A 24501-nucleotide genomic window follows, 5' to 3' on the forward strand; every position below is an offset into this window, starting at 1 on the left:
GCCCACAGTGTGGGCGGAAGTCGAGGCCGAAGTCATGGTGACGTAGATGGGGGCGCGACGTGCCATATCCAGAGGGCGGCGCACACCGGTTGGGTGCACGATCCAGCAGCCAGTCTGGCAGGTTTTTTCAGGCTTTGCCGGCCCTCGCGCGCTACCAGGCCCGGCGCACGCGCGCGTCGGCCGTCGCCGTGCTCTGATGCGCCGTCTTCGCTCAGCACGCTGTGGCCGCCCCACGCGCGGCCCCATGCGGCAGGCAGCTTGCCGGTTTCGTTCAGCAAGGCCTGATCGCCCTGGCGGTCGTGAATCGTATCGATCTGCATCAAACCCAGTTCACGCGCGACGCCCGGCGCCGCTGCATAGACCTCGTCTTAATGAAACTTTCCAAACGGCACACGCGCGTCTTGCGGACCTGTTGCGGCTCGTCGACGTGTTCTGAAACCCGCATGGCGCCCTGTTCTGCGGCGCGGCAAGGCCAATGCCTCGATACTGGGACGCACCGCTCCGCGCGTCGATATGACTCGCAAGGAATTTGAAATATAGGTTCGCCGGCGGGAGCCGCCGACTTGAGGCAGGTCCTGCCGGATTTCGCCAACTGCGCTACTCTGTGCGGCTCACCCGTCCACGATGGAGCTTCGAACAATGCGATACAACCCGTTAGGCCGTACCGGTGTGTTTGTTTCAGAACTATGTCTGGGCACGATGACCTTTGGCGGCAGCGAGGGCATCTGGAAGCAGATCGGCGAGCTGCAGCAGGGGGACGCGGAGCGGCTGATCGGCCGCGCGCTCGACGCGGGCATCAATTTCATCGACACGGCCGATGTCTATGCAGGGGGCCTGTCCGAACAGATCACCGGCCAGGCGCTGAAGAATCTCAAGGTGCCGCGCGACAAGGTGGTGGTGGCGACCAAAGTCTTGAGCCCGATGGCGGATTTTCCGAACGCGCGCGGTGCGTCGCGCTATCACATCATGGACGGTATCAAGGCAAGTCTGAAGCGCTTGCAACTCGATCATGTGGATCTGTACCAGATCCACGGCTTCGACCCGGCCACGCCGATTGAAGAGACGGTGCGCGCGCTCGATACGCTGGTTCAGCATGGTCATGTGCGCTATGTCGGCGTGTCGAACTGGGCCGCGTGGCAGATCGTGAAGGCGCTCGGCATCTCGGAACGTCTCGGTCTCGCCCGTTTCGAAACGCTACAGGCTTATTACACGCTGGCGGGCCGTGACCTCGAACGCGAACTGGTGCCGATGCTGCATAGCGAAGGCCTCGGCCTGATGGTGTGGAGTCCGCTCGCGGGCGGCCTGCTGAGCGGCAAATATGGGCGCGAGCAGCAGGGCGAAGCAGGCAGCCGCCGTACGACCTTCGATTTTCCGCCGGTCAATCGCGAGCGCGCCTATGACTGCATCGACGTGATGCGCAATATCGCCGAAGCGAAACAGGTGTCGGTGGCGCAGATCGCGCTGGCGTGGCTGCTGCATCAACGTGCGGTGACTACGGTGATCGTCGGCGCAAAAAACGTCGAGCAACTCGACGACAACATCGCGGCGACCGGCGTCACCCTCAGCGCGGATGATCTCGCGAAGCTCGATCAGGTCAGCACGCTGCCGGCCGAATATCCCGGCTGGATGCTGGCGCGCCAGGGCGAAGGGCGGCGCGACCAGCTCGAGCAGGCGCGTCATCCGGTGCCGCGCGAGGGCCGCTAGTCTTCGGGGCTGCGCAGGCGGTGATACCAGTTCATCAACGGCGTAGCCGAGACGCCGTGGATCACGACCGAGGCCGCGACTACCGCCAGGGCCAGCGGGACTAGTGGCGTCACGTCGGCAGCGGCGCCGTGTTCGAGGGCGTACGCGAGGTAATAAAACGAGCCGATACCGCGTATGCCGAACCAGCTCATCAAGCGACGCTGGGTAGGCGTCGCGCTCGAACCCAGCAGCGACAACTCCACCGATACCGGCCGGACGAGCACGAAGAGCGCGGCGGCGAGCGCGATGGTTTGCCAGGTGAACAGCGGGACGCGCAGCGTGGCGAGCACGTTGCCGACCATCGCCATGACTGCGACTTCGGCGATGCGTTCGAGCTCGATCGTGAAGCCGAGCACCGACTCCGTCATGAACGCATGGGCTTTGTCCGGATTCGCCGCAGTCGCCTCGACGTCTTCGGAATCGACCGTGCCGATTGCCTCGCGCGCCGACATGCCGCCGCTCGCCCGGTGCTCGACGCGGCGCATGGCGACACCTGCGGCAAACACCGCCAGAAAGCCGTACGTCTGCGCGAGTTGCGCGGCCCCGAACGAAAGTTCGATCAGGCCGAGCGCGAAGAAGCCCTCGAGACCGAGCGCCTGCGCATGGCGCGTGCGCAGCCAGGCGACGGCGTGCGTGGTGGCCCAGCCGAGCGCGCCACCGATCGCAATCGCGCCCGCCACGCCCCACACCATGCTGCCCGCGAGCCGCAAAGTGAACAGGTCGCCGGCTTGAGCGGCCGGGGCCGCGCAGACGGCGAGCCCCAGCATCGCAAAGGGCAGCGCGATGCCGTCGTTCAGCCCGCCTTCGCCGGACAGAGCGAAACGCAGCAGGTCGTGATCGCCGGGATCGTGCACCTGGACGTCGTGAGCGAGCACCGGGTCGGTTGGCGCGAGGATGGCCGCGAGCAGCAAGGACGGTCCCCAGCCGAGATGCAAAACGTACACGCTGAAGAGCGTGAGCAGCGGAATGGTCGCCAGCATGGCCAGAAAGCCGAGGCGCAGCGGCACGGTCCAGAGTGTCTCGAAGACGCCAAGCCTTAGACGCAAGCCGATGGCGAACAGCGAGACCAATAGCGCGATCTGCGTGATGACGCGCAGCAAATGCGCATCGGCGACCATATCGAGGCGTAACAGGTCGATGCCCGGCGGAGCGAGCGCATAGCCGATGCCCAGATAGAGCATGGCGGCGCTAACGGGCAGTCGCCGTAGCGTCGTGGCCGTCACGCCCATCAAAACGAGCACGGCACCGACGATCAGAAACCAGAGTGTTTCGTGCATGAGTTTCCGGTTAAGGCCGGCATGCGGATGAGGCGGATGAGGCCGGGCGAGGGGTGCTCAAGGCGCGCGCCCGAACGCTTCACGCAATTTGCGCCTGGCTCGCACAAGCGTATCACGGCGCGTCTTCGGCAGATTTTTGCCCGCGCGATTGATATAGAAATTGAGCATCGACATGGCCGACTGGAACGGCGTGCCTTTGCGGCGGCGGCTGTGCGTCGAAGAACGTTTGAGCGATTGCGCGATCGACTCGGCGCTGCCGGTTTTGAATATATCGGGCTCGATGTCCACCGCGTCACTGGTTTCCATCACATGATGCGACCACTTTCGCGCGTTCTTCGCGCTGCTTGCCCGAGTGTTTTTCCTTTGGTGCGCCGCATGAGCCTGTGCATGGCGCTGCCGTGGCGGCCGCCCTGACTTGCCGCGCGCGACCGGACGTTTCGACTTGCTGGTTTTGCGGGCGGTTTTTCTGGTGGCCATGGTTTGCCTCGCTCGTCAGTCATGCGCGCGCCTGCTGCGCGTGCTCAATGCGAAACGCGCCGGATGCCGCGAGCACGGCATCCGGCGCGGCGTTGCCTTGTGTTGTGTCACGTCACGTCACTTCGTGGAAGCGTGCCTCCACGCCGAAACCATCCGGACGCTCCCGCAACCACGTGCGGACTCACAGCTTCAGCCCGCCGGCCTCCGGCGCATCCGATGAACCCGCGGGGATGTCACCGACGCCGAGATCGTCGCGACGCGCTAACGTGTCGCGCCCCCAGTACGGTTCGCTGCCGTAGTACTGGTGCACGGAAGTCGCCCATGTCTGGTCCGCCATGGACGGCCAGTGGTCCTTGTCGAAACCCGGTGCGTTTTTCACGCGCTCGGCGGTCATTGCGAGGAGGAAGCACTTCTGTTGCGTGTCGAGCGTGAGCGCGCTCCATGGAATGGCCAGCAGCTTGTCGCCGATGCCGAGGAAGCCGCCGCTCGACAGCACCACATACGCGACGCGGCCGGAGGCGACGTCCAGCATGATGTCCTTGACCTTGCCGATGTCTTCGCCGTCGCTGCTGAGCACCTTATTGCCGTCGAGGGTGGCCGCGGCCATGACATCTGGGCCGGGGCCGTTTGCCGATGCGCCGGCATCGCCGACGATGCGCGCGCCCTGGGTCATTCCGCCTTGTGGCTGCGTCTGGTTGAGCATGATGTTCCTCATTACAGGTTGGATGTACCGGGGATATCAGCAAGCGCCGTTCCTTCGGCGTGACTTGCGTTGGCCGCGAAATTCGCGAAGCTCGGCAAATCTCCAGGTCAGGCTCAATCGTGCAGGAAAAGCTCGTGCGGCATAACCCTTGCTGGACATCCATCAGCGGCGCGACTGCTCACCGTCGTGACGGCAAGCGCCGCACATTGTGCATGTTGATTACTCAGGGAGATTTCGATGATCTATTCAAAAGTATTGGTGGTATCGGCACTGGTCGCCATGTCGGGCGCCGCGTTTGCACAGGCTGGCGGTGGTAATGGCAACGGTGGCGGTGGCGGCACAGGGGGTTCCGGCAACGCGCACGGTGCAGCCACGGCGGGACCGACGGCCGGCGGCGAGCCAGTCTCGGGCGCGATGGGTGCGGGCACAACGAAAATGCATCACACGGCCAAGTCCAAACCGAAGACCAAGAAGCCAATGAGCGATTCGACCAACATGCCGGGCGCGGACGCCAGCAGCGATACCAAAGGTCAATAAGCCGCTGCACGGGTAACACGAATGCGGCGTTGCCATGTCCATCAAGGAGGGCGTGATGAAACAACTATCCAGCCGGGGCAGCAGCGGGCAGGTCCTGATGGTGGCGGCAATCGTTGTGCTGATGGCCGTTACCGGCTGCAAGCGCTCCGATAGCGACAGCGCGGGGGCGGCGATGAGCAGCAGTGGCGTGATGAACGGCAATGCGGCGACCGGCAGTACTGCCGATACGAGCAGCGGCGCGGCGGCCGCCGCCGCCACCGCCGCCGCTGCTACGGCGAGCATGCCGGCAGCGGCAGCTTCTGGCGCAAGCCAATAAGGGTGAACCGGCGTTGCTCACGCGCCGGTTTTCGATCGACTTTCGCACGGACGTCTGCCGGGGGAGTGTCGGATTCGTGAGTGCCCGAAGCAGATCGGCAGGTGGGCGTTTGAATGCGTTTGAATGCGTTTGAATGCAACAGCGGCGTTGTTGCGCCGCCTGGCGAGCCATCTCCGTCAACGCGTGCTGCGGACAAAGCCTATCGCGCCGAGGCCCGTCGAGCTGGTTGCGGTTGCGGTTGCGGTTCGATCGCGCGCTTCGTCTGCGCCTCTTTGCGCACCGCGCGCGACTTCCTCAGCAACGTAGTCAACGAACCGTCGATGCTCCCGGCGACCTCCGCTTCACGCACCTTGCGGCCCTTGGCGCCCGCCTGACGCGCAAGCTTTGCCGCGCGTTTTTCCGCATGAGCGAGCAACGCGGCAAACGCCACTTCATCGACGCGCAAACCCCGCCGTGCCTGGCCCGGTGGCAAGCCTTGCAGTTCGTCGGCCTCGAATGCGCTGATCACGGCAGGGTGGATGTAGCAGCGCCGGCAGACCGCAGGTGTATTGCGCAATAGCGCCGCCACGTCCTTGACGGTCGCAACGAGATGACGGCGCGCTTCTGCGGCATCGCCGCATATCAGCCGGCGCAGCGCGGCCAGCGCGTAGACGCTGCCGGCCCACGTCCGATAGTCCTTCGCGGTGAAATCGGCATCGCTCGCGCGGCGCAGATACTCGTTGATGTCGGCCGAGCCCACGGTGCGGCGCGTGCCGTCCTCGTCGAGATACTGGAACAGATCGTGACCCGGCAGTTCGGCGCAGCGTCGCACGATGCGTTTGATGCGTGGATTGTTCACGGTCACGTCGTGCTCGATGCCACTCTTGCCGCGAAACCTGAGGCGCAGTTGGCCGGCTTCGATTTTCACGTGTTTCTTGCGCAACGTCGTCAATCCATACGACTGATTATCGCGCGCGTATTCGGCGCTGCCGATCCGGATCAGCGTCGTGTCGAGCAACTGCACGATCGCCGCGATGACCTTGTCGCGCGGCATCCCGGGCAATTTCAGATCGCGCGCCACGCGGGCGCGAATTTTCGGCAGCGCGCAGCCGAACGCAGCCATGCGTTCGTATTTGTCGGCGTCGCGCGTCTCGCGCCAGCGCGGGTGATAGCGGTATTGCTTGCGGCCGCGTGCGTCGCGCCCGGTAGCCTGGATATGCCCACGCGCGTCCGGGCAGATCCACACGTCTTCGTAAGCGGGCGGGATTGCCAGCGCATTGATGCGCGCGATTTCGTCCTCGTCGTCGATGCGATTGCCGGCCGCGTCGAAGTACGCAAAACCGTCCTTTTCACGCTTGCGTGTAAAGCCGGGCCTGGTGTCGTCCGCGTGACGCAAGCCGGGTGGCATGACGGCGGGCGAGGTCTCGCCGGCGATGTCGTCGGCAAGGCGCGGCGTCGGATGGGTGATGGCAGCCATTGTCGGAGGTAGAAGTTTCAAGCAGGCGGCACGGGTTGCGCCGATGTCACGCTATGAGCAAAGGCGATGCCTGCCATACACCATGCTCCCTGCGGCACCCGTGGGCGGAACGGTCCTTGCGAATGCTCGCTATGGGTTGGACAACCACGGAATAGCGAAGGAGAGCGCCATGAGCAGCACACTGAACCCCGATGAAGAGCCGCAACAGGTGGTGAAGCAGACCTCCGGTACGACGGGTGCACTCGGTCCGAGCGATTCTTCCGATAGCGGCAGCGACGTCGCCGGAGCGAAGCGTCACGAGTTCGATGTGGATTCCGAACTGGACAACCACGCGCTCGAGACCGGCGACACGGAGCTCGGTAGCGACACCGATCGTTCGGGCACGGGCGAGCGGGCCGCCGCGGACGGCGATTCGACGCTCGTTGAAGACGCCGACATCGAACCTGACCGAATCATCGACCCATTGGCCGCCGATGATGACGACGAGTCGACGGGTAATTGACGGCTTTCGATTCACGGCTTTCCCCACGGCTTTCCCCAGCACGCTCGCCGAGACCGCTGTTCCAGGCCGATGCTTGCGGGCACAGCTATTGCTGATTGATAAAAACACAGGCCCGGGCCGCGGTACGCGGCAGCCGGCGGCTGAAAACAGGGAGAAAACGCATGAAATTTCAGTATTCCCTACAAGTCATGACGGTGGTGCTAGGTCTGGGCGTTGCGTCGGTCGGCGCCGTGCACGCGCAAGCCAGCGATGCGCCGGCGAGCGACGCTCCGGTAGCCGGCACGAAGCTTTCGCCGGCGGACCAGCAGTTCGTGCAGGACGCGTCGCAGGCTGACGCCACCGAAATCGCGGCAAGCAGGATTGCGCTGAAGAATTCGAGCGATCCACGCGTGAAGAAATTCGCGCAGCAAATGATTACCGACCATACGAAACTCGCACACGGCATGAGCGCACTCGTCGCGAAGAAGGGCCTCGCGACGGCACCGTCGGCCGATTCCGCGCTGGTCGGCAAGTTGCAGACGCTCAAGGGCAAGGAGTTCGACCAGGCATACGTCGAACAGATCGGCCTGGAGGCTCATCAGAAGGCGATCGACCTGTTCCAGCAGGAAAGCGAAAGCGGTACCGACGCGCAGCTGAAGGCGGCGGCCCTGCACGCTTTGCCGACCATCAAACATCATCTGGCGATGGCGCAGCAACTCGCCGGCGCAATGAAGGGCTAGCCATGAATGCGATCCTGCCGCGGCCGGCCTATGAGGACTCCCTTATGCACATCACTTTTCCCGACGACGAGGCTGCCTTCGACGGAGCGAATCTGACCGTGCGCTTCATGGCGCGGGTGGACGGCGAGGCCGTCGTATGCGCGATCACCGCTGAGGCGCTGGAAGACCATTTCGGCGCCGACTCGGCGCTGGAATCCGACTTGATGACCGCTTTCGACAAAGGCCGCCATCGCATCCGCTCGGTTTGCGCGGAAGCACTCGACCAGAACGCTGGCGAAGGCGTAGTGTTGCATAGTGGACTGTTCAGAGTGGAAGGCATGGAACCCGATCGCGGCACCGCGGTGTAGCCCGACGGTGCCGCCGCACGACCGTGCTGTCGTGTGACGCTGTGCGGCGGCATAGTCCGCAACCGCTTTTCAACGATGCAAGGAGGCCCTCATGTCACTCATCGTCGCAGCACGTTTTACGACTTTCCCTGCCGCTGAAGATGCGGCGCAAAAGCTCTTCAATGCCGGTTTCGTCGAAGAAGATGTGACGCTGTTTTTCGTCAATCCACGCGGCCAGCACGCGCGTTATCCGATTGGGGGCGACACCAGCACCGACGCCGGCGCGAAAGAGGCGCCCAAAGGCGCCGGCATGGGCGTCACAATTGGCGCGGTAGCCGGTGCGGTGGTCGGCGTCGGGATTTTCGCGGCGTTTTCCGCGCCGTTAATCGTCTCGCTGATCGCGGCCGGGGTTGGCGCATATATCGGTTCTCTGGCCGGCGCGATGGCGCGCACGCGTGATGCAGGCCACGCTGGACACCATTCGCGATTTCACGAAGAGTTGCGCGATTCCGGCGTGCTGGTTGCCGTGCACGTGTCCCCTGATAATCAGTTCGACGCTGCGCGCGTACTGCGCGAAGCAGGAGGCGCGTCGATCGAGCGCGCGACCGGACGCTGGCAGCAGGGGCGCTGGTCCGACTTTGATCCGCTCAAGCAGCCGGAACCGATGGGCGAGTTTGTCGAGCGGCATGCCTGAGGTGGTTTGCGTTGAGCGATTGGACGCGGTGGATAGCAAAACGGCCCGGCAGATGTCGGGCCGTTTTGCATTCGGGCGTTGGCTTTATATGCTGGCTTGGCGCGTTAATCGGGTGTTAATCGGGTGTTAAGCGGGGGCTAATCGGCTCCGCTGGATCGTGGCACTTTAGACCCAGATGCGCGGCGCATTGTGCTGCGGAAGCGCCGCGCGGTCCATCCACTGTTCGTTACGCGCCGGCTCGCAACCGGCTGGTATGAGGCCGTCATGTCTGGCACCGCAGAAAGACGCTTGCGGGGCCACGGATGGCGCCTCGTACGATTGCATGTGCTCGCGAATCTGCAGCACGCTGGCCGATGTGACGATCGCGACGGCGGCCAGCCATTCTGCGCTCCTGATTTTCATGGTGAGACTCCCTGTCGTCATTGCCCGCCCGTTGTTTTCAATTTATTGCCACGTATTGCAGTGTGTTCGGATACGGCCTGCGCGGGTCGGGCGGAAGACTACCCAGCAACCATCGTGCCAATTACGTGAGTTCCATTGGGCAGGGGCTTAAAGCTAATGAAGGAAGCCGCGACGCGCAACATTTACGCGCTTCTGCAAGATTGCTAATGACATCAGACCTATAGGCGGCGCGCTGCGGCAGCGCGTGTCAGGCACGGCGCATGCGGACTCCATAGATGAATCCCGCTGCTGCATGAAAACGTGTGACGGCGGTTTCCATGTTTAACGAAACCGTGGAGGTATTGAATGGCTACGAACGTTGTTTCCGTACTGAACGATCTGGTCGAAACGTCGAAGGACGGCGAAAAGGGCTTTCGCAAAGCGGCTGACGATGCGCACGACGCTCAACTGAAAACGTTGTTTCTGTCACGAGCCGAAGACTGCACGCGTGGCGCACGCGAGTTGCAGGATGTGGTTCAGGGTTTGGGCGGCAAGCCCGAAACCGGCGGTAGCATGAGCGGTGCGTTGCATCGCGGCTGGGTGGATGTGAAGTCGGCGGTATCGGATCGTAGCGACCACGAAATTCTGGCGGAATGCGAGAAGGGCGAGGACGTCGCGAAGAAGCGCTATCACGATGCGCTCGAAAAGGACTTACCGCTGGACGTACGCGCTATCGTTGAACGGCAGTATCAGGGCGTACTGCAGAATCATGATCGTGTACGCGATCTGCGCGATCAGTATGGTGCGGCGCGGGCTTAATCGCGCGGCGGTAGTACGTGCGCCGGTCGGATGGCGCACGTAGCACGTAGTGCAGCTGATGTGCAATCAGGCTTGCCGGGCGGGATAGGCAGTGAAGAACGAGCAGCCCGCAGAAAAAGGTAGCCACATAGAAAAGCCGTCCGCAAACGCGGACGGCTTTTTTGCTTACTGGCTTCGGTGTCTCGCGAGAGCCGACCGAAGCCAGCTCTCGCGTCAGGACCGCTTGAGCTTAGTCGGCCGCGATCTTCAGATGGTTCTTGACGCTCTTCACGCCGCCCACGTTTTGCACGACTTCTCCAGCCGCCGACTTGTCGTCAGCCGAAGGCACCGAACCTGAGAGCCACACTACGCCCTTGCGGGTCTTCACGTGAATATGGGTGGACTTGACGTTCTTCGCGCCGAGCAGATCGGCCTTCACCTTGGTGGTGATCGTGCCGTCATCGACGTGCTGGCCGATCGTTTCGGAGGCAGCCGATGGAGCCGATGCGCTGGTTTGCGCCGTAGCGTTCAGGGCGAATGCGACACAAGCGATGCTACCTGCGGTCTTCAGGAACTGGATGGTCTTCATGGTTTCTCCTTCGGGTGTTGATGAAATTTGCGGTCTTTTGCCTGCGTTCGATCGCGGCCGGAGCCGCTGATGACACGCGTGGGGTCGTTGCCGCTACGGTTCCGTCAGGGCCCGTTTTCGACATCGGACGACGTCCGGTACGAGCGTTTCGCCGCTTCCTGCTGCTTTGATTCGCACATACAGAGGCCGACATCCGTCCACGTACTCCTCATCCGCAAGGGGTGTGCCCGCTCCGCCGCCCGCGCATGCCTGCGGAGCAAAAGCCGTTATGGCATATGCATTTAGGCTGAAGAATCGCGCTGTGAGGCCAGTGCGGGCGTCGTCAGGCAAGAGGCAACGGCGGGCAACGGCGCGGCACTTAATTTGCCGGATACTTGTAAAAATGGCTCAAACGGCACGCGCAATTCGCGGGCCTGAAAAAGCAAAATGTAGAAAAAACAGGGTGTTGGGCGAGCTGGTACGACAGTTGCTCTATTGAGGCCACGGATCATTTTTCAGCTCAAAACGGGACCTCACTACAATGCCTTCAATTGAACTACGCACGAGGCAATCTCTCGCACTCACGCCGCGCTTGCAGCAATCGGTGCGTCTGTTGCAGTTGTCGTCTCTGGAGTTCCAGCAGGAATTGCGTACGGCGCTCGACACTAATCCGTTCCTCGAATACGACTCGACGGATACGGAAGACGTCGCGCTAGCCACAGCCTCGCCGGGCGACGACATTGGCGCGGTGCCCGCCACCGACACGGTTGCAACAGCCGAACCCGACGCATCGTCGGCGGATGCGGGTGGCAGCGATACGATGGAAAGTGCGGGGCAGGACGACATGCCCGGCGACTTTTCCGGCGATTACAGCAGCCGCAGCTCGGCGCGTCAGAACGGCGATTCGGATGGCAGCGATCCGGCCGAATGGGCCCGCTCCCAACCGACCTTGCGCGAACAGTTGCACGATTCGCTGCGTCTCTATCGTCTCGACGACCGGGATCGCGCGGTGGCACGCTTCATCATCGAAGCGCTTGACGACGACGGCTATCTGCGTCAGGAGCTTGCCGATCTCGCGGACAGCGTCGACCTCGAACCCGAACTCACCGAAGAAGAATTGCTGGTGGCGCTGCGTCTCGTGCAGTCGCTCGATCGTCCAGGTCTGGGCGCACGTTCGTTGTCAGAGTGTTTGTCGCTGCAAGTGAATGCGTTGCCGACAGATACGCCCGGGCGCGACGTGGCGCGGCAAATCGTCGAGCACCATCTCGAACGCCTCGCGCGCCGCGAGCAGGCCGAACTGCAAAAGCAGATTGGTTGCAGTGCAGAGGAATTGCGGGTGGCCTGCGCGCTGGTGCGCAAGCTCGATCCGAAGCCGGGCAACTGCTACGGCCGCACCGAAGACAACTACGTGGTGCCGGACGTGATCGTGCGTCAGGTGCGCAACAAGTGGGCGGTGGCGATCAATCCAGCGGTACAGCCGCGCGCGCGCATCCATCGCATGTATGCCGAACTGTTCGCGCAATCCGCCGGCGCGAGCCGCTCGCCACTTGCGCAGCAGTTGCAGGAAGCGCGCTGGCTGATCCGCAATGCGCAGCAACGCTTCGATACGATTCAGCGCGTGGCTGAATGCATCGTCGCGCATCAGAAGGCCTTCTTCCAGTACGGCGAAATCGCGCTCAAGCCGATGGTGTTGCGCGATGTGGCGGACGAACTCGGTCTGCATGAGTCGACTATCTCGCGCGCGACCGGCAACAAATATATGGCCACGCCGCGCGGTATTTTCGAGTTCAAGCATTTCTTCCCGCGCGAGCTCGGCACGGAAAGCGGCGGGACGTGTTCCGCGGCTGCTGTGCGCGCGTTGCTCAAGGAAATGATCGCCGCCGAGAATACGCGCGACCCGCTGTCGGATGTGACGCTTGCGAAGATGCTTGCCGACCAGGGAGTGCTGGTCGCGCGGCGCACGGTGGCGAAATACCGGCATTTGATGAAGGTGCCGCCAGCGGAATTAAGGCGGCAGGTTTGAGCGCCGGTTCGAACACGCCGGTGATTTTCGGCGCGTGGCCACGCGGTCGGGGCCACGCGGTGCTAGTTGTTGAGCACGCTATTGCTGCGTTGGCCTTTTTTTGCATTGTGTGCCTGCGGCGGTGGCCTTTCCTTGCATTCTTATTGGTCTATTAGCGTTCCCCCTGTGCGGGGGGGCACTGTAGTGGTCAAGTAAACCTGGACACCCGGAAAGGGGATTTTTAAAAAAGTGAAGCTTCGCGTTGTACTGGCGTTTGTCCGTCTGCAGCCGAATGAAGGCGACGGTAGTTATAAAAGTCGTCGATGTAGTCCCCGATGTCGCGTTCGGCATGTGCGTGATCGGGATACCCTTTTTCATCGATCCATTCACTTTTCAGGCTTCTAAAGAAGCGCTCTACCACCGCGTTGTCCCAGCAGTTTCCCTTTCTGCTCATGCTCTGGACCATGCCGTTTGCCTTGAGTTCACTCACAAAGTGCGCGCTGGTGTACTGGCAACCCTGGTCCGAATGGAACATCAGTCCGGGCGGTGGACGCCGCCGCTCCCGGGCCCGCTGCAAAGCCCTGATCACCAGCGCCGTATCGGGTTGCAGGGATAACGCCCAGCCGACGATACGGCGCGAATACAGGTCCATCACGATGGCCAGATAAGACCAGCCCTGAAGCGTCCTCACATACGTAATGTCGCCTGCCCATACCTGATTGATGGACTGCGGCTCGAAGTTACGCTCCAGCAGATTAGGCGCCGCCTGCGCCTCGCCATTGCTCTTCTGATAGCGGTGCGTGCGCTTTCGGGTGACCACCAGTTGCGCCTGCTGCATCAGCCTGCGGGCACGATAACGGCCTACCGCGTGACCACGGTTTCGCAACGCTGCCGACATCCTGCGGCTGCCATAGCTGCTGCGGGTTTCGCGATGAATTTCACGCGCAGCCGCCATCTGCCGGCAAGGCGTGGAACCCGCCGGCGGGCGGGCGGCGAACGCGTAATAGCTGCTGCGCGCGAGGCCCATCACACGGCACGTCACACTGATCGGCCAGTCCTTCTTCAGTGACTGGATCACTTCGGGAAGCGATCCATTTCCTTGACGAAGAAGGCGGTGGACTTTTTTAGGATGTCGCGCTCCCTCTCGAGATCGGCAACCCTGGCCTCAAGTTCGCGGATCCGCCGTGCGTCTGCCTCGACCTCCAGCACCGTTCGCGGCGGTTTGGCCTGCTGCTCGCGCCACAAGGCCACCCAGCGACGCAACGCAGTGTCGCCAACACCTATCGCCTCAGCAGCCTGCGCGTACGAATAGCCCCTGCTGACCACCAACTGGACCGCTTCGGCCTTCAATTCTTCGGGAATGTTCCGTCTGCTCATTTCTCACCTCAGTTGGAGAATTATCCCCTTTAGAGGTGTCTAGGATCATTGAACCACTACACACCTACTTTTCTTTGCCGGCCGCAAAGAAAAGTAGGCAAAAGAAAGCGGCTCCAACCGCCAACATCTAAGTGGGTTCCCTGGCTTGGAGGGGCTGGTGGTCCGATTAACGGATCACACCTCAGTCCATAACCGCCAGTGACACAGCCGTCATTCGCTCCCACTCCGCACTGCGTGCGTCGCGGACGGGTCCACCACGGAAACCGAGCGCTTCATTTGCGCGTAGCGGGGCCATCGGCTTCGCCTCGGCGAGGCACCGAAAACACCAATGATTGGTTTTATGAAGTACCGCCTCGGCGCGCGCAGCGCCGCCGGAAGCATGACGGCCTGGTCACTAACGAGGGAAGGTGCGCGGGCTCAATCTCTACGGAGCCACGACACCCTCCAAGCCAGGGGACCCGCTTAAAAATTAGCGGTTTGAGCCGCTTTCTTTTGCCTACTTTTCTTTGCGGCGGCAAAGAAAAGTAGGTGCCCCCCCGCACAGGGGGAACGCTAATAGACCAATAACAAAAGAAACAACCAACGCCGTAGGCAGACCAAGCCATGCCGCCGCCAAAGGCAAAATCCCATTTTCCATTTGACGAGATCCGCACTTGCGTCAAGAATCACTCGCCGAGCCGGCCAAAAACAAAACCAAAAACAAAACCAAAAACAAAACGAGCCATCCAGCATAACTACAGCTTGGGGACCATCATGAGCTTTAGCTTTCAAATCACATGGCGCCGGCCCCTGATAGTCGGCTCAGCAGTGGCAGTCCTCACAATGACAACCTCACTCGCCGTCAGTGAAACATCCGCGGCAGCCGAACTCACGACATCATCGGACACGCCAGACGAAGCAGAACCCGCATCGTCCACAGCCACCGCACCGTTGGCGGACACCTCGGCCACTGAACCAAAGAAAAATCCACCAACAACCCCGCCATCCACCACCCGCGCGCAGCGCAACACGTCAACCACCCAGGGCAGCGCCCAAAACGCCACGCGCGCCGCCGCAAAAGCGGACACTACCCCCATTCCGGTGCCACCGGAAACCACCTCGGTGAGCCAGCATTCCATCAGGCAAGATGGCCGCAAGATCGATTACACGGCGACCGCCGGCAACCTGCTGTTGCACGATAAAACCGGCCAGGCCAATGCGAGTGTCTTCTACGTCGCTTACACCGTCGCCACGAAAACGCCCGCGACCCGGCCGGTCACATTCCTCTTTAACGGCGGCCCCGGTGCCGGCACGGTGTTCCTCATGATCGGCTCGTTCGGGCCGAAGCGGGTCCGTACCGCGAGTCCCGCTATTACGCCGCCGGCGCCATACGTGCTGGCCGACAACCCGGATAGTCTGCTCGATACCACCGATCTGGTTTTTATCGACGCCGTCGGCGCGGGTTTGTCGAGAGTCGTCGGTCATGGAACCGGGAAAGACTTCTGGGGTGTCGACAAAGATCTCGATGCGTTTTCGCAGTTCATCGATCGTTACCTGACAGTCAACCAACGCTGGAATTCGCCGAAATATCTGCTCGGCGAATCGTACGGCACGGCACGCGCGGCCATGCTCGCGTATCAACTGGGGCAGAACAATATTGCGCTCAATGGCGTGATCCTGATGTCGTCGGTGCTGGATTCGTCCGCCTTTGCGCCGGGCTTCGATTTCAAGAGCGAAAGCTATCTGCCGAGCTATGCGGCCATCGCGTGGTACCACAACAAGATCGTGCCGAAGCCGCCCAGCTTGCCAGCCTTTCTCGACGAAGCCCGCGCGTTCGCGCGTGGTCCCTATGCGCAGGCGCTGGCCCAGGGCGACGCGCTGCCCGACGCCGAACGCGATGCGATCGCGGCGCGTGTCGCGCAGTTCACCGGCATCGACGTGGACTACATCAAACGAAGCCGGTTGCGCCTGTATCCGTCACGCTTCCGTAACCAGTTGCTGCGGGACCAGTCGCACAGTGTGGGCCGTTTCGACGCCCGTTTCGAAGGCCTTGAATTCGACGGCGAATCGGAGCGCCCGGATTTCGATGCGTCGGTAAGCAGCGTGTCGAGCGCTTTCGACGCTGCGCTGCATCAGCATTTCGCGGAGGACCTCCACTTCATGCCCGCGGATCGCTATCGCGTCTTCAACAACGAAGCGTTGACGCAGTGGGACTGGAAACATCGCGAGTGGTGGGGCGAACATCTCACCGAGCCCTATGCGGCGGGCGACCTGGCCGAAGCAATGCGGCAGAATCCGCAATTGCGCGTGATGTCGCTGAACGGTTATTTCGATCTGGCCACGCCGTTCTACGCCACCGAGTACGCGCTCGCGCATCTGGGCATCGACGCGCCGCTGCGCGCCAATGTGCGGATCGCCTACTATCCGACCGGCCATATGATCTATCTGGACGACGCCGCGTTGCACACGCTCAAGCACGATCTGGTGAGCTTCTACACGTCAGGCGCGCACTAGTGTTCACGAGCGGCGCAAGACGGGCGTCGTCTTACCTGACTGGCCGATCGAAAGGGTGGCGCAAGGGGCCCTGAGGCCGGGTCGTGGCGCCTTGCGCGCAAGTTCGACGCCAACCGTTGAACGGTATAATCGACGCACCCGGGCCCGCTCAGGCCGCTGTCTACCGCTTCACCAACTGCGTCACCAATCGCTGCCCATGCAATTTCTCCCGATCCAGTCCTTCACGCGCAAACGACTTTCCGACGTGGTGTCCGACCAGATCAAGCAACTGATCTCCGACGGCACGCTGATGCCCGGCGACCGGCTGCCCGCCGAGCGCGATCTGGCCACGCAACTGGGCGTGTCGCGGCCGTCGTTGCGGGAAGCGCTGATCAGGCTGGAAGCGGACGGCTACATTGAAACATCGGGGCGCGGCGGCTTTACGGTGGTTGACGTCACCGCGCCGATCATCTCCAGGCCGCTCGCCGAGCTGCTGCTGCGGAATCCGCGCACCAGTGCCGATATTCTCGAGTTGCGCCAGGGGCTGGAGTCGATTTCGACGGTCTATGCGGCCGAGCGCGCGACATCCGCCGATCTGCAAAAGATCACCGTGGCTTTTGAGGCGTTGAAGGCGGCGTCGCTGTCGCAAGACCGCGCCAATCTCGCGGAACTGGACGCCGCGTTTCACCTTGCGATCGCCGATTCCACCCATAACGTTGCGCTTGCGCATGTGATGCATGGCATCCACACGCTGATTAGCGAGGGCATGAGCCAGTACCATCGCCTGATCGACTACGATCAGGCGATGGAAAAGCAGTTGATGACCCAGCACCAGGCGATCTACGACGCCGTCATGGCGCGCGACGCGCAAAAGGCCCGCAAGGCGGCGGAGCGTCATCTGACCTTTGTGCGCGAGATGTATCAGGAAGACGCGGCGAAGCCTTCGCCGAGCACGATCTCCTGATATAGGCGGCCTGGCCGCGCGCCTGGTTTCGCTCGCCGTCCATCGGCTTGCACCGCCTGAGCGGGTGCAGCGCTTCGTTTTGAGTTCCCGCTAGTCGAAAGACAGCGCATATCGCTGGACGCCGCGCGCTTTGTCAGCGTCGCGCGAAGACCGGTTGCGTCTGTTCAAAGCGTTTTTTTCGTCGCCATTCCCATACGATTCGCCAATTGACACCGCCTGCCGACTTCCTTATATTTCGTGGTCAGACCAACAAGACCAGTCTGACTGAGCCATCCTCGCGTATCGTGCAAGCGCACCGATTCAGGGGGATGATTCAGCAGTAGAGTAGGTGAGTCCCCGACAGCCGCTTTTATCCATGAGCTTATGAAAGTCGCCCTGTTTATCCCGTGTTTTATCGACGCGTTCTATCCCGAAGTGGGGATCGCCACGCTCGAATTGCTCGAACGCTTCGGCATCGAGGTCGATTATCCGCAGGAGCAAACGTGCTGCGGCCAGCCGATGGCCAACAGCGGCGCGCATGCCGAGGCGGCCGGCGCGGAACGCGTGTTCGCGCGTAACTTCGCCGGCTACGACTACATCGTCGGGCCGTCGGCGAGTTGCATCCATCATGTGCGCGAGCATCTGACCGCGCTCGAACAGACCGACGAGGTGAAGAAGGTACGCGCGGGCGCTTACGAACTCGTCGAGTTTCTGCACGACGTGGTTGGCGCGCGGGAATTCCCGTGGGCCGAGTTTCCGCACCGCGTCGGTTTGCATAACAGTTGCAGCGCGCTGCGGCATCTGAAGGAAGCATCGATTTCAGAAGTAGCGGGCACGCCGTTTTCGAAGCCGCGCACCTTGCTGGAAGGTGTGAAAGGCATCGAATTCGTCAAGCCCGCGCGGCCTGACGAATGTTGCGGCTTCGGCGGCACTTTCTCGGTGACCGAAGAGCCGGTCTCGGTGCGCATGGGTCAGGACAAGGTCCGCGATCATCTGAATGCGGGCGCCGAGTACATCGTATCGGGCGACATGTCGTGCCTGATGCATCAGCAGGGCTGTGCCGAGCGGATGAAGGCCGACGCGCGCTTCATCCATATCGCGCAGGTTCTGAACGGAGCACGCGCATGAGCCGGATCGATCACGCGAAAGCCGCGGGCGCTTTCATCAGCAAGACCGAGCACGTCGCCTTTCACGATAAACGCCTATGGGATTTGCGCGAGAAGCGTGATGTGCAGGCCCATGGCATCGCCGAATGGGAGACGCTGCGCGAACTGGCGTCGGGCATCAAGGAGCACACGCTGTCGCATCTGTCCGAGTACCTCGAACAGTTTGCCGCGGCGGCTGAAGCGAATGGCGTGATCGTGCATTGGGCGTCGACCGCCGAGGAGCACAACGCGCTGGTGCACAAGATCATGTCGGAGCGTGGCATGACCACGCTCGTCAAGAGCAAGTCGATGCTCACCGACGAATGCAAGATGCGCGAGTATCTCGAACCGCGCGGCATCGCGGTGATGGAGACCGATCTCGGCGAACGGATCCAGCAGCTCGATCATCAGGAACCGAGCCACATGGTGGTGCCCGCGGTTCACAAGTTGCGCGCGGACGTGGCCGAACTGTTCGGGCGCACCATCGGCACCGATCCGCAGAACAGCGATATCCACTATCTCGCGGAAAGCCAGCGGATGAACACACGCCCATACTTTGTGCGCGAGAAAACCGCGGGCATGACCGGCTGCAATTTCGCGGTGGCGGAGACGGGGACTGTCGTCGTGTGTACTAACGAAGGCAATGCCGATCTGTCGGCGAACGTGCCGCCCTTGCATATCGCTTCTATCGGCATCGAGAAGCTGATTCCGAAGGTATCGGATCTCGGCGTGTTCATCCGCATGCTGTCGCGCAGCGCGCTGGGTTCGCCCATTACGCAGTACACCTCGCATTTCCGCGCGCCGCGTCCGGGCACCGAAATGCACTTCATCCTCGTCGACCATGGCCGTTCGGAGCGGCTCGCGATGGAAGACTTCTGGTACTCGCTCAAGTGCATCCGCTGCGGCGCGTGTATGAATACCTGCCCGGTCTACCGGCGCAGTGGCGGGCTGTCCTACGGCGGCACGTATTCGGGGCCGATTGGCGCGATCATCAATCCCACCTTCGATCTGAAACGCTATAGCGCATTGCCGTTCGCGTCCACGCTCAACGGCAGTTGCACGAACGTGTGTCCGGTGAAGATCAATATTCACGAGCAGATCTACAAATGGCGCATGGTGATCGCCGAGCGCCATGAAGTGCCGTTCGTGAAGCAGGAAGTACTGAAAATGGCAGGGCGGCTGCTCGCGAGCCCGACCTTGTATCGCGCGACGGTGTCGTCGATGGGCAGCGCCTTGAGGCGGCTGCCGAATTTCATGCTGTACAACCCGCTCAACATCTGGGACAAGCAACGCGAGTTGCCGGAGGCGCCGAAGCTGACCTTCCATGCCTGGTACAGGAAGAATCGCGGAGGTGGCGATGGCAACGCGTGAGGCTTTTCTGGCGAAGGTGCGGCAGGCGCAGCCGCCGGGCCGGCCGCGTCCCGAGGTGCCGCTGTTCGCGACGGCGGGTGGCGATTTGCGCGAGCGCTTCACGTCGGCCTTGCAGACGATGGGCGGCACCTGTGTCGAAGTAGCGGCAGTGGCTGAGGTGTCGGCGCTGATTCGTGAGCGCTTCGGCGCTACGGCGTCGGTGGCATCAGCCACGCCTGAAGTGCCGGGCACGCGCGTGCTCGCGGCCGATACCGAGCCGGCCTCCCTGCAGGATATCGACGTCGGGGTGGTGCGGGCGCGCTTTGGCGTCGCCGAGACCGGTTCGGTGTGGTTCAGTGAGCGCGAGTATGTGGTCAATGCGCTTGGGTACCTCGTCCAGCATCTGGTGGTGCTGCTCGATCCGGCGCAATTGCTCGATGGTTTGCAGGACGTCTACCGGCGCGACGATTTCCGTGCCGCGCGATATGCGGCGCTGGTGACCGGGCCGTCGGCGACGGCGGATATCGAAGGCGTGCTGATTCGCGGCGCACAAGGCGTGCGGTCGTTGACGGTGGTGTGGGCGGGCGCCTGAGCCGCCGGTTGCAGGCACCGATCGCCGGGCAATATCGCGAGCCGTCCCACTCCCGGATTTTGATATCATCACTGTATAAACATACAGGTCCGTGGAAGCGCCGTGGCGACAGATGCTTCATCAGACATCCGCTCTGATGTCCCTTATTACCTGCTGAACTTCGAGCGTGCGCTGGCGTGGCTTGCCGAGCGTTACGACGATCTGCTGGACGCGCACGAACACGCCTTCCTGCGCGATTTCGCGGCGTTGCCGCAGTCTTCGCGCGCCTTGCTCGTGCGCATGCTGATGCGCAAGGGCACGCTGTTTCGCGCCAGCCGGCTGACCTATGACGAGATCGGCTGCCCGTTGCAGGCGGCCGCGCCGCTCGCCGCGCTCGGCTGGGTCGACGCCGAACCGCCCCTGACGCTCGACGATCTGTTCGCGCTCACCACACGCCCCGAACTGCTGCTCGTTTTTGCCGACACCATCGCGCTAATCCCCGGCGCGAAAGGGTTGCGCAAAGCCGATCTGCTGGAAACGCTGCGCCCGTTCCATTCCACCGGAGACAACGACGAAGCGGCCGCTGCACGCACACTGGCCGCCTGGCACCGCCAAAGCCAGGATCGCGTCCTCCACGTCGCGATCGCGCCGCTTTGCGAGCGTCTGCGGCTGATGTTTTTCGGCAATCTGCAGCAGGACTGGTCGGAATTCGTGCTCGCCGACCTCGGCGTGTTCCAGTACGAGACGGTGGCATTCGCGCCGTCGTCGCGAGCTTTCCAGCAGCGTGCGGATGTCGACGTGTATCTCGCGCTGCATGCGTGCCGCGAAGCCCTCGAATGGCTGCCCGAGGGCACCGCCGTCAGTGAACTGGTCGCCGCCGTTGCTGCCATCGAAACTGCGAATCCCTGGCTCGAAACGCGCCGCGTGAAATTGCTGTTCCGCATCGGCCAGCATTGCGAGCGGCGCCACGACTGGCCGGCGGCACTCGCCGTCTACGAACGTTCTACGTGGCCCGGCGCGCGGCATCGGCGGATACGCGTGCTGGAGCGCAGCGAATCTTTCGATGACGCGTACGCGCTGGCCGCGCAGGCCGCCGCCGCGCCTGAAAGCGAGGAAGAAGCACAACGTGTCGCGCGGATGCTGCCGCGTTTGCGGCGCAGACGCGGCGAGCCGGTGGCACGGGCACGGGGTACGCGGCCGGTGGAGCGCAGCACGCTGGTATTGCCGCGGCCCGTGGCGTCGCAACCGGTGGAATACGTCGCCCGAGATCACCTGAGTTGCGACGAAGCACCCGTGCACTATGTGGAGAACGCGCTGATCAATTCGCTGTTCGGCTTGCTGTGCTGGGAGCCGGTGTTCGCGGCGCTGCCCGGCGCATTCTTTCATCCGTTCCAGCGCGGGCCGGCCGATCTGCACGCACCTGATTTTCATCTGCGCCGCGCCGCGCAGTTCGCCGCGTGTCTCGCGCAGCTAGACAGCGGCGCGTATCGAGAGACGATTCTGCGGCATCTGCAAACCAAGGCCGGTGTCCAGTCGCCGTTCGTATTCTGGGGCTTGCTGAGCCCGGCCCTTGTCGTGCTGGCGCTCGATTGCCTGCCCGCTGCGCATCTGAAGCTCTGGTTCGAGCGTCTGTTGCGCGATATTCGCGGCAACCGCTCCGGTTTGCCGGATCTGATCCGCTTCTGGCCGGCCGAGCGTCGCTATGAATTGATCGAAGTGAAGGGCCCCGGCGACCGTCTGCAGGACAACCAGATCCGCTGGCTCGGCTACTGCGCGCAGCACGGTATACCGGTGCGCGTGCTCGATGTGCGTTGGGCGGACGAGACCGTCGCCGGTCCGCTGACTGCCGAAGAGGCCGCGGCATGACCCATGTAGTCGCCGTTCGGGCGATGTGCGAATTCACCGCAAGGCGTGGCGACCTGGATCTGCGCTTTACGCCAGCGCCGACGTTGCTCGAAGGCATGGCTGGCCACGTCACCGTGGCCGGCCGGCGCACGAGTGGCTACGAAACCGAGATCACACTGACCGGCACGCACCGTAGCCTGACCGTGCGCGGCCGCGCCGACGGCTACGTTCCGGCGGCGAACCGGCTGGAAGAGATCAAGACCCATCGCGGCGATCTCGCGCGGATGCCCGCGAATCACCGCACGCTGCACTGGGCGCAGGCGTTGGTCTATGGCCATCTTTTGTGCCGTGCGCGCGGGTTGACCGAATTGACGGTTGCGCTGGTGTACTTCGATATCGGCAGTCAGAAGGAGACGGTGCTGACCGAAACGCACAGCGCGCGCGAGCTCGAAATCTTCTTCGTCGAGCAATGTGAACGGTTTCTCGACTGGGCCGTGCAGGAGAAGGCGCATCGCGACGCGCGCAATGCCGCGCTTGGCGCATTGCAGTTCCCGCATGGGCAGTTTCGCAGCGGCCAGCGCGAACTGGCGGTTTCGGTCTATCGCGCCGCGCGTGACGGCAAGCCGCTGATGGCGCAGGCACCCACTGGCATCGGCAAGACGCTCGCGACGATTTTTCCGCTGCTCAAGGCGTGCGCGTCGGACCAGATTGACCGGGTGTTTTTTCTCACCGCCAAGACGCCGGGCCGCGCGCTCGCGCTCGATGCGATCGACACCTTGCATGCCGGCGCGTCAGCCGCGCCGTCGCCACTGCCGTTACGAACTCTGGAGCTGGTCGCGCGCGACAAAGCCTGCGAGCATCCCGACAAAGCCTGCAACGGCGACTCCTGCCCGCTCGCGCGCGGCTTCTACGACCGGCTCGACGCGGCCCGCAGCAGGGCGTTGCTGGCGCGGCGGCTCGATCGCGTGGCGGTGCGCGAAGCGGCGCTCGCGCATGAGATCTGTCCGTACTACCTGGCGCAGGAACTGGCGCGCTGGTGCGACGTGGTGGTCGGCGACTACAACTACTATTACGACAGCAGCGCCATGCTGTACGCGCTCACGCAGATCAATCAGTGGCGCGTCGGCGTGCTGGTGGACGAGGCGCACAATCTGCTCGACCGTGCGCGCCGGATGTACACCGCGTCGCTCGATCAGGCGGCATTGCGAGCCGCGCGCAAAACCGCGCCGGCAAGCTTGCGCAAGCCGCTTGAACGGCTGAGTCGCGAGTGGGGCGCCGTCAGGCGCGCACAGACAAACGCCTACCAGGTGTACGCCGACGTGCCAGGCAAACTGCTATCGGCCGCGCAAAATCTGATCGGCGCGGTGACCGATCAGCTCGCCGAGGCGCCACTTTCCATCGACGAACCCGCGCTGCGCTTTTTCTTCGACGCGATGCATTTCGTCGCGCTGGCCGAGCAATTTGGCGAGCATTCGATTTTCGACATCACGTTGAGCGCCGATCGCTACGCGCCGCGCGACAAAACCAGCGCCACGCTGTGCGTGCGCAACGTGATCCCGGCGCCGTTTCTCGCGCCGCGTTACGCCGCCGCGCGCACCACAGTGCTGTTCTCCGGCACGCTCAATCCGCATCATTTCTATTGCGACACGCTCGGGCTGCCCGAACAGACGGACTGGCTCGACGTCGAAGGGCCGTTTCGCGCCGAACAATTGCAAGTGCGGGTGGCCGGCAACGTATCGACACGCTGGCGTGACCGCGAGCGTTCGTTGATACCGATCGTCGAGCTGATCGCGAAGCAGTACACGGCGCAGCCGGGCAATTATCTGGGCTTTCTGAGCAGCTTCGAGTATCTGCAGCGGGTGGTGGCGCTGCTGCGCGAGCGGCATCCGGACCTGCCGGTGTGGGCGCAGGAGCCCGGCATGGACGAGCCGGCGCGCGACGCCTTTCTCGCGCGTTTTCGCACCATGAACCAGGGCGTCGGTTTCGCGGTGCTCGGCGGCGCGTTCTCCGAAGGCGTCGACCTGGTCGGCCAGCAATTGATCGGCGCGTTTATCGCCACGCTCGGGCTGCCGCAGATGAACGATGTTAACGAGCAGATGCGCCGCATCATGGAGGCGAAGTTCGGCAACGGTTACGACTACATGTATCTGTATCCGGGCCTGCAAAAAGTCGTCCAGGCGGCGGGGCGGGTGATCCGTACTGAGCAGGACGAGGGCGTGGTCCATCTGATCGACGACCGCTACCGGCGGCCGGAAGTGCGCCGCCTGCTGCCGCGCTGGTGGCAGGTGCAATAGGTCTG

24 protein-coding genes are annotated in these 24501 nt (G+C 62.9%); 16 read left to right on the forward strand and 8 right to left on the reverse strand.

Annotation, left to right across the window (positions count from 1 at the left end; translation table 11 throughout):
• Positions 1 to 32 precede the first annotated feature (32 nt).
• The gene (locus PQR27_RS24405) at positions 33 to 320 is read right to left on the reverse strand and encodes a hypothetical protein (protein WP_408526202.1); all 288 of its coding nucleotides are present in this window, start codon (positions 318 to 320) and stop codon (positions 33 to 35) included.
• A 319-nt stretch (positions 321 to 639) separates the two neighbouring features.
• On the opposite strand from PQR27_RS24405, the gene PQR27_RS24410 reads away from it, so the two are divergent.
• Positions 640 to 1704 carry an aldo/keto reductase gene (locus tag PQR27_RS24410; protein ID WP_408526203.1) on the forward strand — a complete coding sequence of 355 codons (1065 nt, stop codon included), beginning with the start codon at positions 640 to 642 and terminating at the stop codon, positions 1702 to 1704.
• Here PQR27_RS24410 and PQR27_RS24415 read toward each other — a convergent pair.
• The 3 genes from PQR27_RS24415 to PQR27_RS24425 form a co-directional block, all read right to left on the reverse strand.
• The gene (locus tag PQR27_RS24415; protein WP_408526204.1) at positions 1701 to 3020 is read right to left on the reverse strand and encodes a cation:proton antiporter; all 1320 of its coding nucleotides are present in this window, start codon (positions 3018 to 3020) and stop codon (positions 1701 to 1703) included. The genes PQR27_RS24410 and PQR27_RS24415 overlap by 4 nt on opposite strands.
• Before the next feature lie 57 nt (positions 3021 to 3077).
• Positions 3078 to 3497, reverse strand: a complete 420-nt coding sequence (locus PQR27_RS24420; RefSeq protein WP_408526205.1) for a DUF3175 domain-containing protein — start codon at positions 3495 to 3497, stop codon at positions 3078 to 3080.
• 181 nt (positions 3498 to 3678) lie between these two features.
• Complete coding sequence (locus PQR27_RS24425; RefSeq protein WP_408526206.1) at positions 3679 to 4200, reverse strand: PRC-barrel domain-containing protein; 522 nt, start codon at positions 4198 to 4200, stop codon at positions 3679 to 3681.
• A gap of 237 nt (positions 4201 to 4437) precedes the next feature.
• Between PQR27_RS24425 and PQR27_RS24430 the strand changes: the two genes are divergently transcribed.
• Together PQR27_RS24430 and PQR27_RS24435 are read left to right on the forward strand one after the other, a co-directional pair.
• A complete protein-coding gene (locus PQR27_RS24430) occupies positions 4438 to 4737 on the forward strand; it encodes a hypothetical protein (RefSeq protein ID WP_408526207.1) in 300 nt (99 codons plus the stop codon).
• Between the two features lie 55 nt (positions 4738 to 4792).
• Positions 4793 to 5053 carry a hypothetical protein gene (locus tag PQR27_RS24435; protein WP_408526208.1) on the forward strand — a complete coding sequence of 87 codons (261 nt, stop codon included), beginning with the start codon at positions 4793 to 4795 and terminating at the stop codon, positions 5051 to 5053.
• 199 nt (positions 5054 to 5252) lie between these two features.
• Here the strand turns inward: PQR27_RS24435 and PQR27_RS24440 are convergent, their stop codons facing one another.
• Positions 5253 to 6509, reverse strand: coding sequence for a DNA topoisomerase IB (locus PQR27_RS24440; RefSeq protein ID WP_408526209.1), 1257 nt, complete (start codon positions 6507 to 6509; stop codon positions 5253 to 5255).
• Positions 6510 to 6678: 169 nt separating this feature from the next.
• Between PQR27_RS24440 and PQR27_RS24445 the strand changes: the two genes are divergently transcribed.
• The 4 genes from PQR27_RS24445 (at position 6679) to PQR27_RS24460 (ending at position 8750) form a co-directional block, all read left to right on the forward strand.
• Positions 6679 to 7011: a chemotaxis protein gene (locus PQR27_RS24445; protein ID WP_408526210.1), complete on the forward strand. Its 333-nt coding sequence runs from the start codon at positions 6679 to 6681 to the stop codon at positions 7009 to 7011.
• Between the two features lie 161 nt (positions 7012 to 7172).
• A complete protein-coding gene (locus PQR27_RS24450) occupies positions 7173 to 7730 on the forward strand; it encodes a DUF4142 domain-containing protein (RefSeq protein ID WP_408526211.1) in 558 nt (185 codons plus the stop codon).
• 2 nt (positions 7731 to 7732) lie between these two features.
• Positions 7733 to 8077, forward strand: a complete 345-nt coding sequence (locus PQR27_RS24455; protein ID WP_408526212.1) for a DUF1488 family protein — start codon at positions 7733 to 7735, stop codon at positions 8075 to 8077.
• A gap of 91 nt (positions 8078 to 8168) precedes the next feature.
• Entirely contained in the window at positions 8169 to 8750 is a 582-nt protein-coding gene (locus PQR27_RS24460; RefSeq protein ID WP_408526213.1) for a hypothetical protein, read from the forward strand.
• 165 nt (positions 8751 to 8915) lie between these two features.
• Here PQR27_RS24460 and PQR27_RS24465 read toward each other — a convergent pair whose 3' ends face one another.
• Complete coding sequence (locus PQR27_RS24465) at positions 8916 to 9152, reverse strand: hypothetical protein (RefSeq protein WP_408526214.1); 237 nt, start codon at positions 9150 to 9152, stop codon at positions 8916 to 8918.
• A gap of 345 nt (positions 9153 to 9497) precedes the next feature.
• Here PQR27_RS24465 and PQR27_RS24470 point away from each other — a divergent pair, with 345 nt between their 5' ends.
• The gene (locus tag PQR27_RS24470; protein ID WP_408526215.1) at positions 9498 to 9950 is read left to right on the forward strand and encodes a PA2169 family four-helix-bundle protein; all 453 of its coding nucleotides are present in this window, start codon (positions 9498 to 9500) and stop codon (positions 9948 to 9950) included.
• Between the two features lie 229 nt (positions 9951 to 10179).
• On the opposite strand, the gene PQR27_RS24475 is transcribed toward PQR27_RS24470, so the two are convergent.
• Positions 10180 to 10518, reverse strand: coding sequence for a BON domain-containing protein (locus PQR27_RS24475; protein WP_408526216.1), 339 nt, complete (start codon positions 10516 to 10518; stop codon positions 10180 to 10182).
• Between the two features lie 520 nt (positions 10519 to 11038).
• Between PQR27_RS24475 and PQR27_RS24480 the strand changes: the two genes are divergently transcribed.
• Positions 11039 to 12520, forward strand: a complete 1482-nt coding sequence (locus tag PQR27_RS24480; protein ID WP_408526217.1) for an RNA polymerase factor sigma-54 — start codon at positions 11039 to 11041, stop codon at positions 12518 to 12520.
• A 220-nt stretch (positions 12521 to 12740) separates the two neighbouring features.
• On the opposite strand, the gene PQR27_RS24485 is transcribed toward PQR27_RS24480, so the two are convergent.
• Positions 12741 to 13876, reverse strand: a protein-coding gene (locus PQR27_RS24485; protein WP_408526218.1) for an IS3 family transposase whose coding sequence is annotated in 2 segments (ribosomal slippage) — positions 12741 to 13618 and positions 13618 to 13876 — 1137 coding nt in all. Because the reading frame shifts where the segments join, the coding sequence is not laid out codon by codon here.
• Positions 13877 to 14629: 753 nt separating this feature from the next.
• Here PQR27_RS24485 and PQR27_RS24490 point away from each other — a divergent pair.
• From PQR27_RS24490 to PQR27_RS24520, 7 genes are all read left to right on the forward strand, one after another.
• Positions 14630 to 16369: a S10 family peptidase gene (locus PQR27_RS24490; protein WP_408526219.1), complete on the forward strand. Its 1740-nt coding sequence runs from the start codon at positions 14630 to 14632 to the stop codon at positions 16367 to 16369.
• Positions 16370 to 16565: 196 nt separating this feature from the next.
• On the forward strand, positions 16566 to 17312 hold the full coding sequence (locus PQR27_RS24495) for a FadR/GntR family transcriptional regulator (RefSeq protein WP_408526220.1): 747 nt from the start codon (positions 16566 to 16568) through the stop codon (positions 17310 to 17312).
• Positions 17313 to 17675: 363 nt separating this feature from the next.
• Entirely contained in the window at positions 17676 to 18419 is a 744-nt protein-coding gene (locus PQR27_RS24500; RefSeq protein ID WP_408526221.1) for a (Fe-S)-binding protein, read from the forward strand.
• Positions 18416 to 19807, forward strand: coding sequence for a lactate utilization protein B (locus tag PQR27_RS24505; protein WP_408526222.1), 1392 nt, complete (start codon positions 18416 to 18418; stop codon positions 19805 to 19807). Before PQR27_RS24500 ends, PQR27_RS24505 begins: the two co-directional genes overlap by 4 nt.
• Positions 19794 to 20378, forward strand: coding sequence for a LutC/YkgG family protein (locus PQR27_RS24510; protein ID WP_408526223.1), 585 nt, complete (start codon positions 19794 to 19796; stop codon positions 20376 to 20378). The genes PQR27_RS24505 and PQR27_RS24510 overlap by 14 nt, the downstream gene beginning before the upstream one ends.
• A 102-nt stretch (positions 20379 to 20480) precedes the next feature.
• Positions 20481 to 22223, forward strand: a complete 1743-nt coding sequence (locus PQR27_RS24515; RefSeq protein ID WP_408526224.1) for a VRR-NUC domain-containing protein — start codon at positions 20481 to 20483, stop codon at positions 22221 to 22223.
• On the forward strand, positions 22220 to 24496 hold the full coding sequence (locus PQR27_RS24520; RefSeq protein WP_408526225.1) for an ATP-dependent DNA helicase: 2277 nt from the start codon (positions 22220 to 22222) through the stop codon (positions 24494 to 24496). The genes PQR27_RS24515 and PQR27_RS24520 overlap by 4 nt, the downstream gene beginning before the upstream one ends.
• Positions 24497 to 24501: the final 5 nt, after the last annotated feature.

Origin of the sequence: Paraburkholderia fungorum (assembly GCF_046027215.1) — a bacterium.
In the GTDB taxonomy this organism is placed as follows: Bacteria; Pseudomonadota; Gammaproteobacteria; order Burkholderiales; family Burkholderiaceae; genus Paraburkholderia; species Paraburkholderia fungorum_D.

Bases quoted from the DNA above. Each gene is read 5' to 3' on its own strand.
- PQR27_RS24405 (WP_408526202.1), bottom strand. From the start codon at position 320: ATGCAGATCGATACGATTCACGACCGCCAGGGCGATCAGGCCTTGCTG.
- PQR27_RS24410 (WP_408526203.1), top strand. From the start codon at position 640: ATGCGATACAACCCGTTAGGCCGTACCGGTGTGTTTGTTTCAGAACTA.
- PQR27_RS24415 (WP_408526204.1), bottom strand. From the start codon at position 3,020: ATGCACGAAACACTCTGGTTTCTGATCGTCGGTGCCGTGCTCGTTTTG.
- PQR27_RS24420 (WP_408526205.1), bottom strand. From the start codon at position 3,497: ATGGCCACCAGAAAAACCGCCCGCAAAACCAGCAAGTCGAAACGTCCG.
- PQR27_RS24425 (WP_408526206.1), bottom strand. From the start codon at position 4,200: ATGCTCAACCAGACGCAGCCACAAGGCGGAATGACCCAGGGCGCGCGC.
- PQR27_RS24430 (WP_408526207.1), top strand. From the start codon at position 4,438: ATGATCTATTCAAAAGTATTGGTGGTATCGGCACTGGTCGCCATGTCG.
- PQR27_RS24435 (WP_408526208.1), top strand. From the start codon at position 4,793: ATGAAACAACTATCCAGCCGGGGCAGCAGCGGGCAGGTCCTGATGGTG.
- PQR27_RS24440 (WP_408526209.1), bottom strand. From the start codon at position 6,509: ATGGCTGCCATCACCCATCCGACGCCGCGCCTTGCCGACGACATCGCC.
- PQR27_RS24445 (WP_408526210.1), top strand. From the start codon at position 6,679: ATGAGCAGCACACTGAACCCCGATGAAGAGCCGCAACAGGTGGTGAAG.
- PQR27_RS24450 (WP_408526211.1), top strand. From the start codon at position 7,173: ATGAAATTTCAGTATTCCCTACAAGTCATGACGGTGGTGCTAGGTCTG.
- PQR27_RS24455 (WP_408526212.1), top strand. From the start codon at position 7,733: ATGAATGCGATCCTGCCGCGGCCGGCCTATGAGGACTCCCTTATGCAC.
- PQR27_RS24460 (WP_408526213.1), top strand. From the start codon at position 8,169: ATGTCACTCATCGTCGCAGCACGTTTTACGACTTTCCCTGCCGCTGAA.
- PQR27_RS24465 (WP_408526214.1), bottom strand. From the start codon at position 9,152: ATGAAAATCAGGAGCGCAGAATGGCTGGCCGCCGTCGCGATCGTCACA.
- PQR27_RS24470 (WP_408526215.1), top strand. From the start codon at position 9,498: ATGGCTACGAACGTTGTTTCCGTACTGAACGATCTGGTCGAAACGTCG.
- PQR27_RS24475 (WP_408526216.1), bottom strand. From the start codon at position 10,518: ATGAAGACCATCCAGTTCCTGAAGACCGCAGGTAGCATCGCTTGTGTC.
- PQR27_RS24480 (WP_408526217.1), top strand. From the start codon at position 11,039: ATGCCTTCAATTGAACTACGCACGAGGCAATCTCTCGCACTCACGCCG.
- PQR27_RS24490 (WP_408526219.1), top strand. From the start codon at position 14,630: ATGAGCTTTAGCTTTCAAATCACATGGCGCCGGCCCCTGATAGTCGGC.
- PQR27_RS24495 (WP_408526220.1), top strand. From the start codon at position 16,566: ATGCAATTTCTCCCGATCCAGTCCTTCACGCGCAAACGACTTTCCGAC.
- PQR27_RS24500 (WP_408526221.1), top strand. From the start codon at position 17,676: ATGAAAGTCGCCCTGTTTATCCCGTGTTTTATCGACGCGTTCTATCCC.
- PQR27_RS24505 (WP_408526222.1), top strand. From the start codon at position 18,416: ATGAGCCGGATCGATCACGCGAAAGCCGCGGGCGCTTTCATCAGCAAG.
- PQR27_RS24510 (WP_408526223.1), top strand. From the start codon at position 19,794: ATGGCAACGCGTGAGGCTTTTCTGGCGAAGGTGCGGCAGGCGCAGCCG.
- PQR27_RS24520 (WP_408526225.1), top strand. From the start codon at position 22,220: ATGACCCATGTAGTCGCCGTTCGGGCGATGTGCGAATTCACCGCAAGG.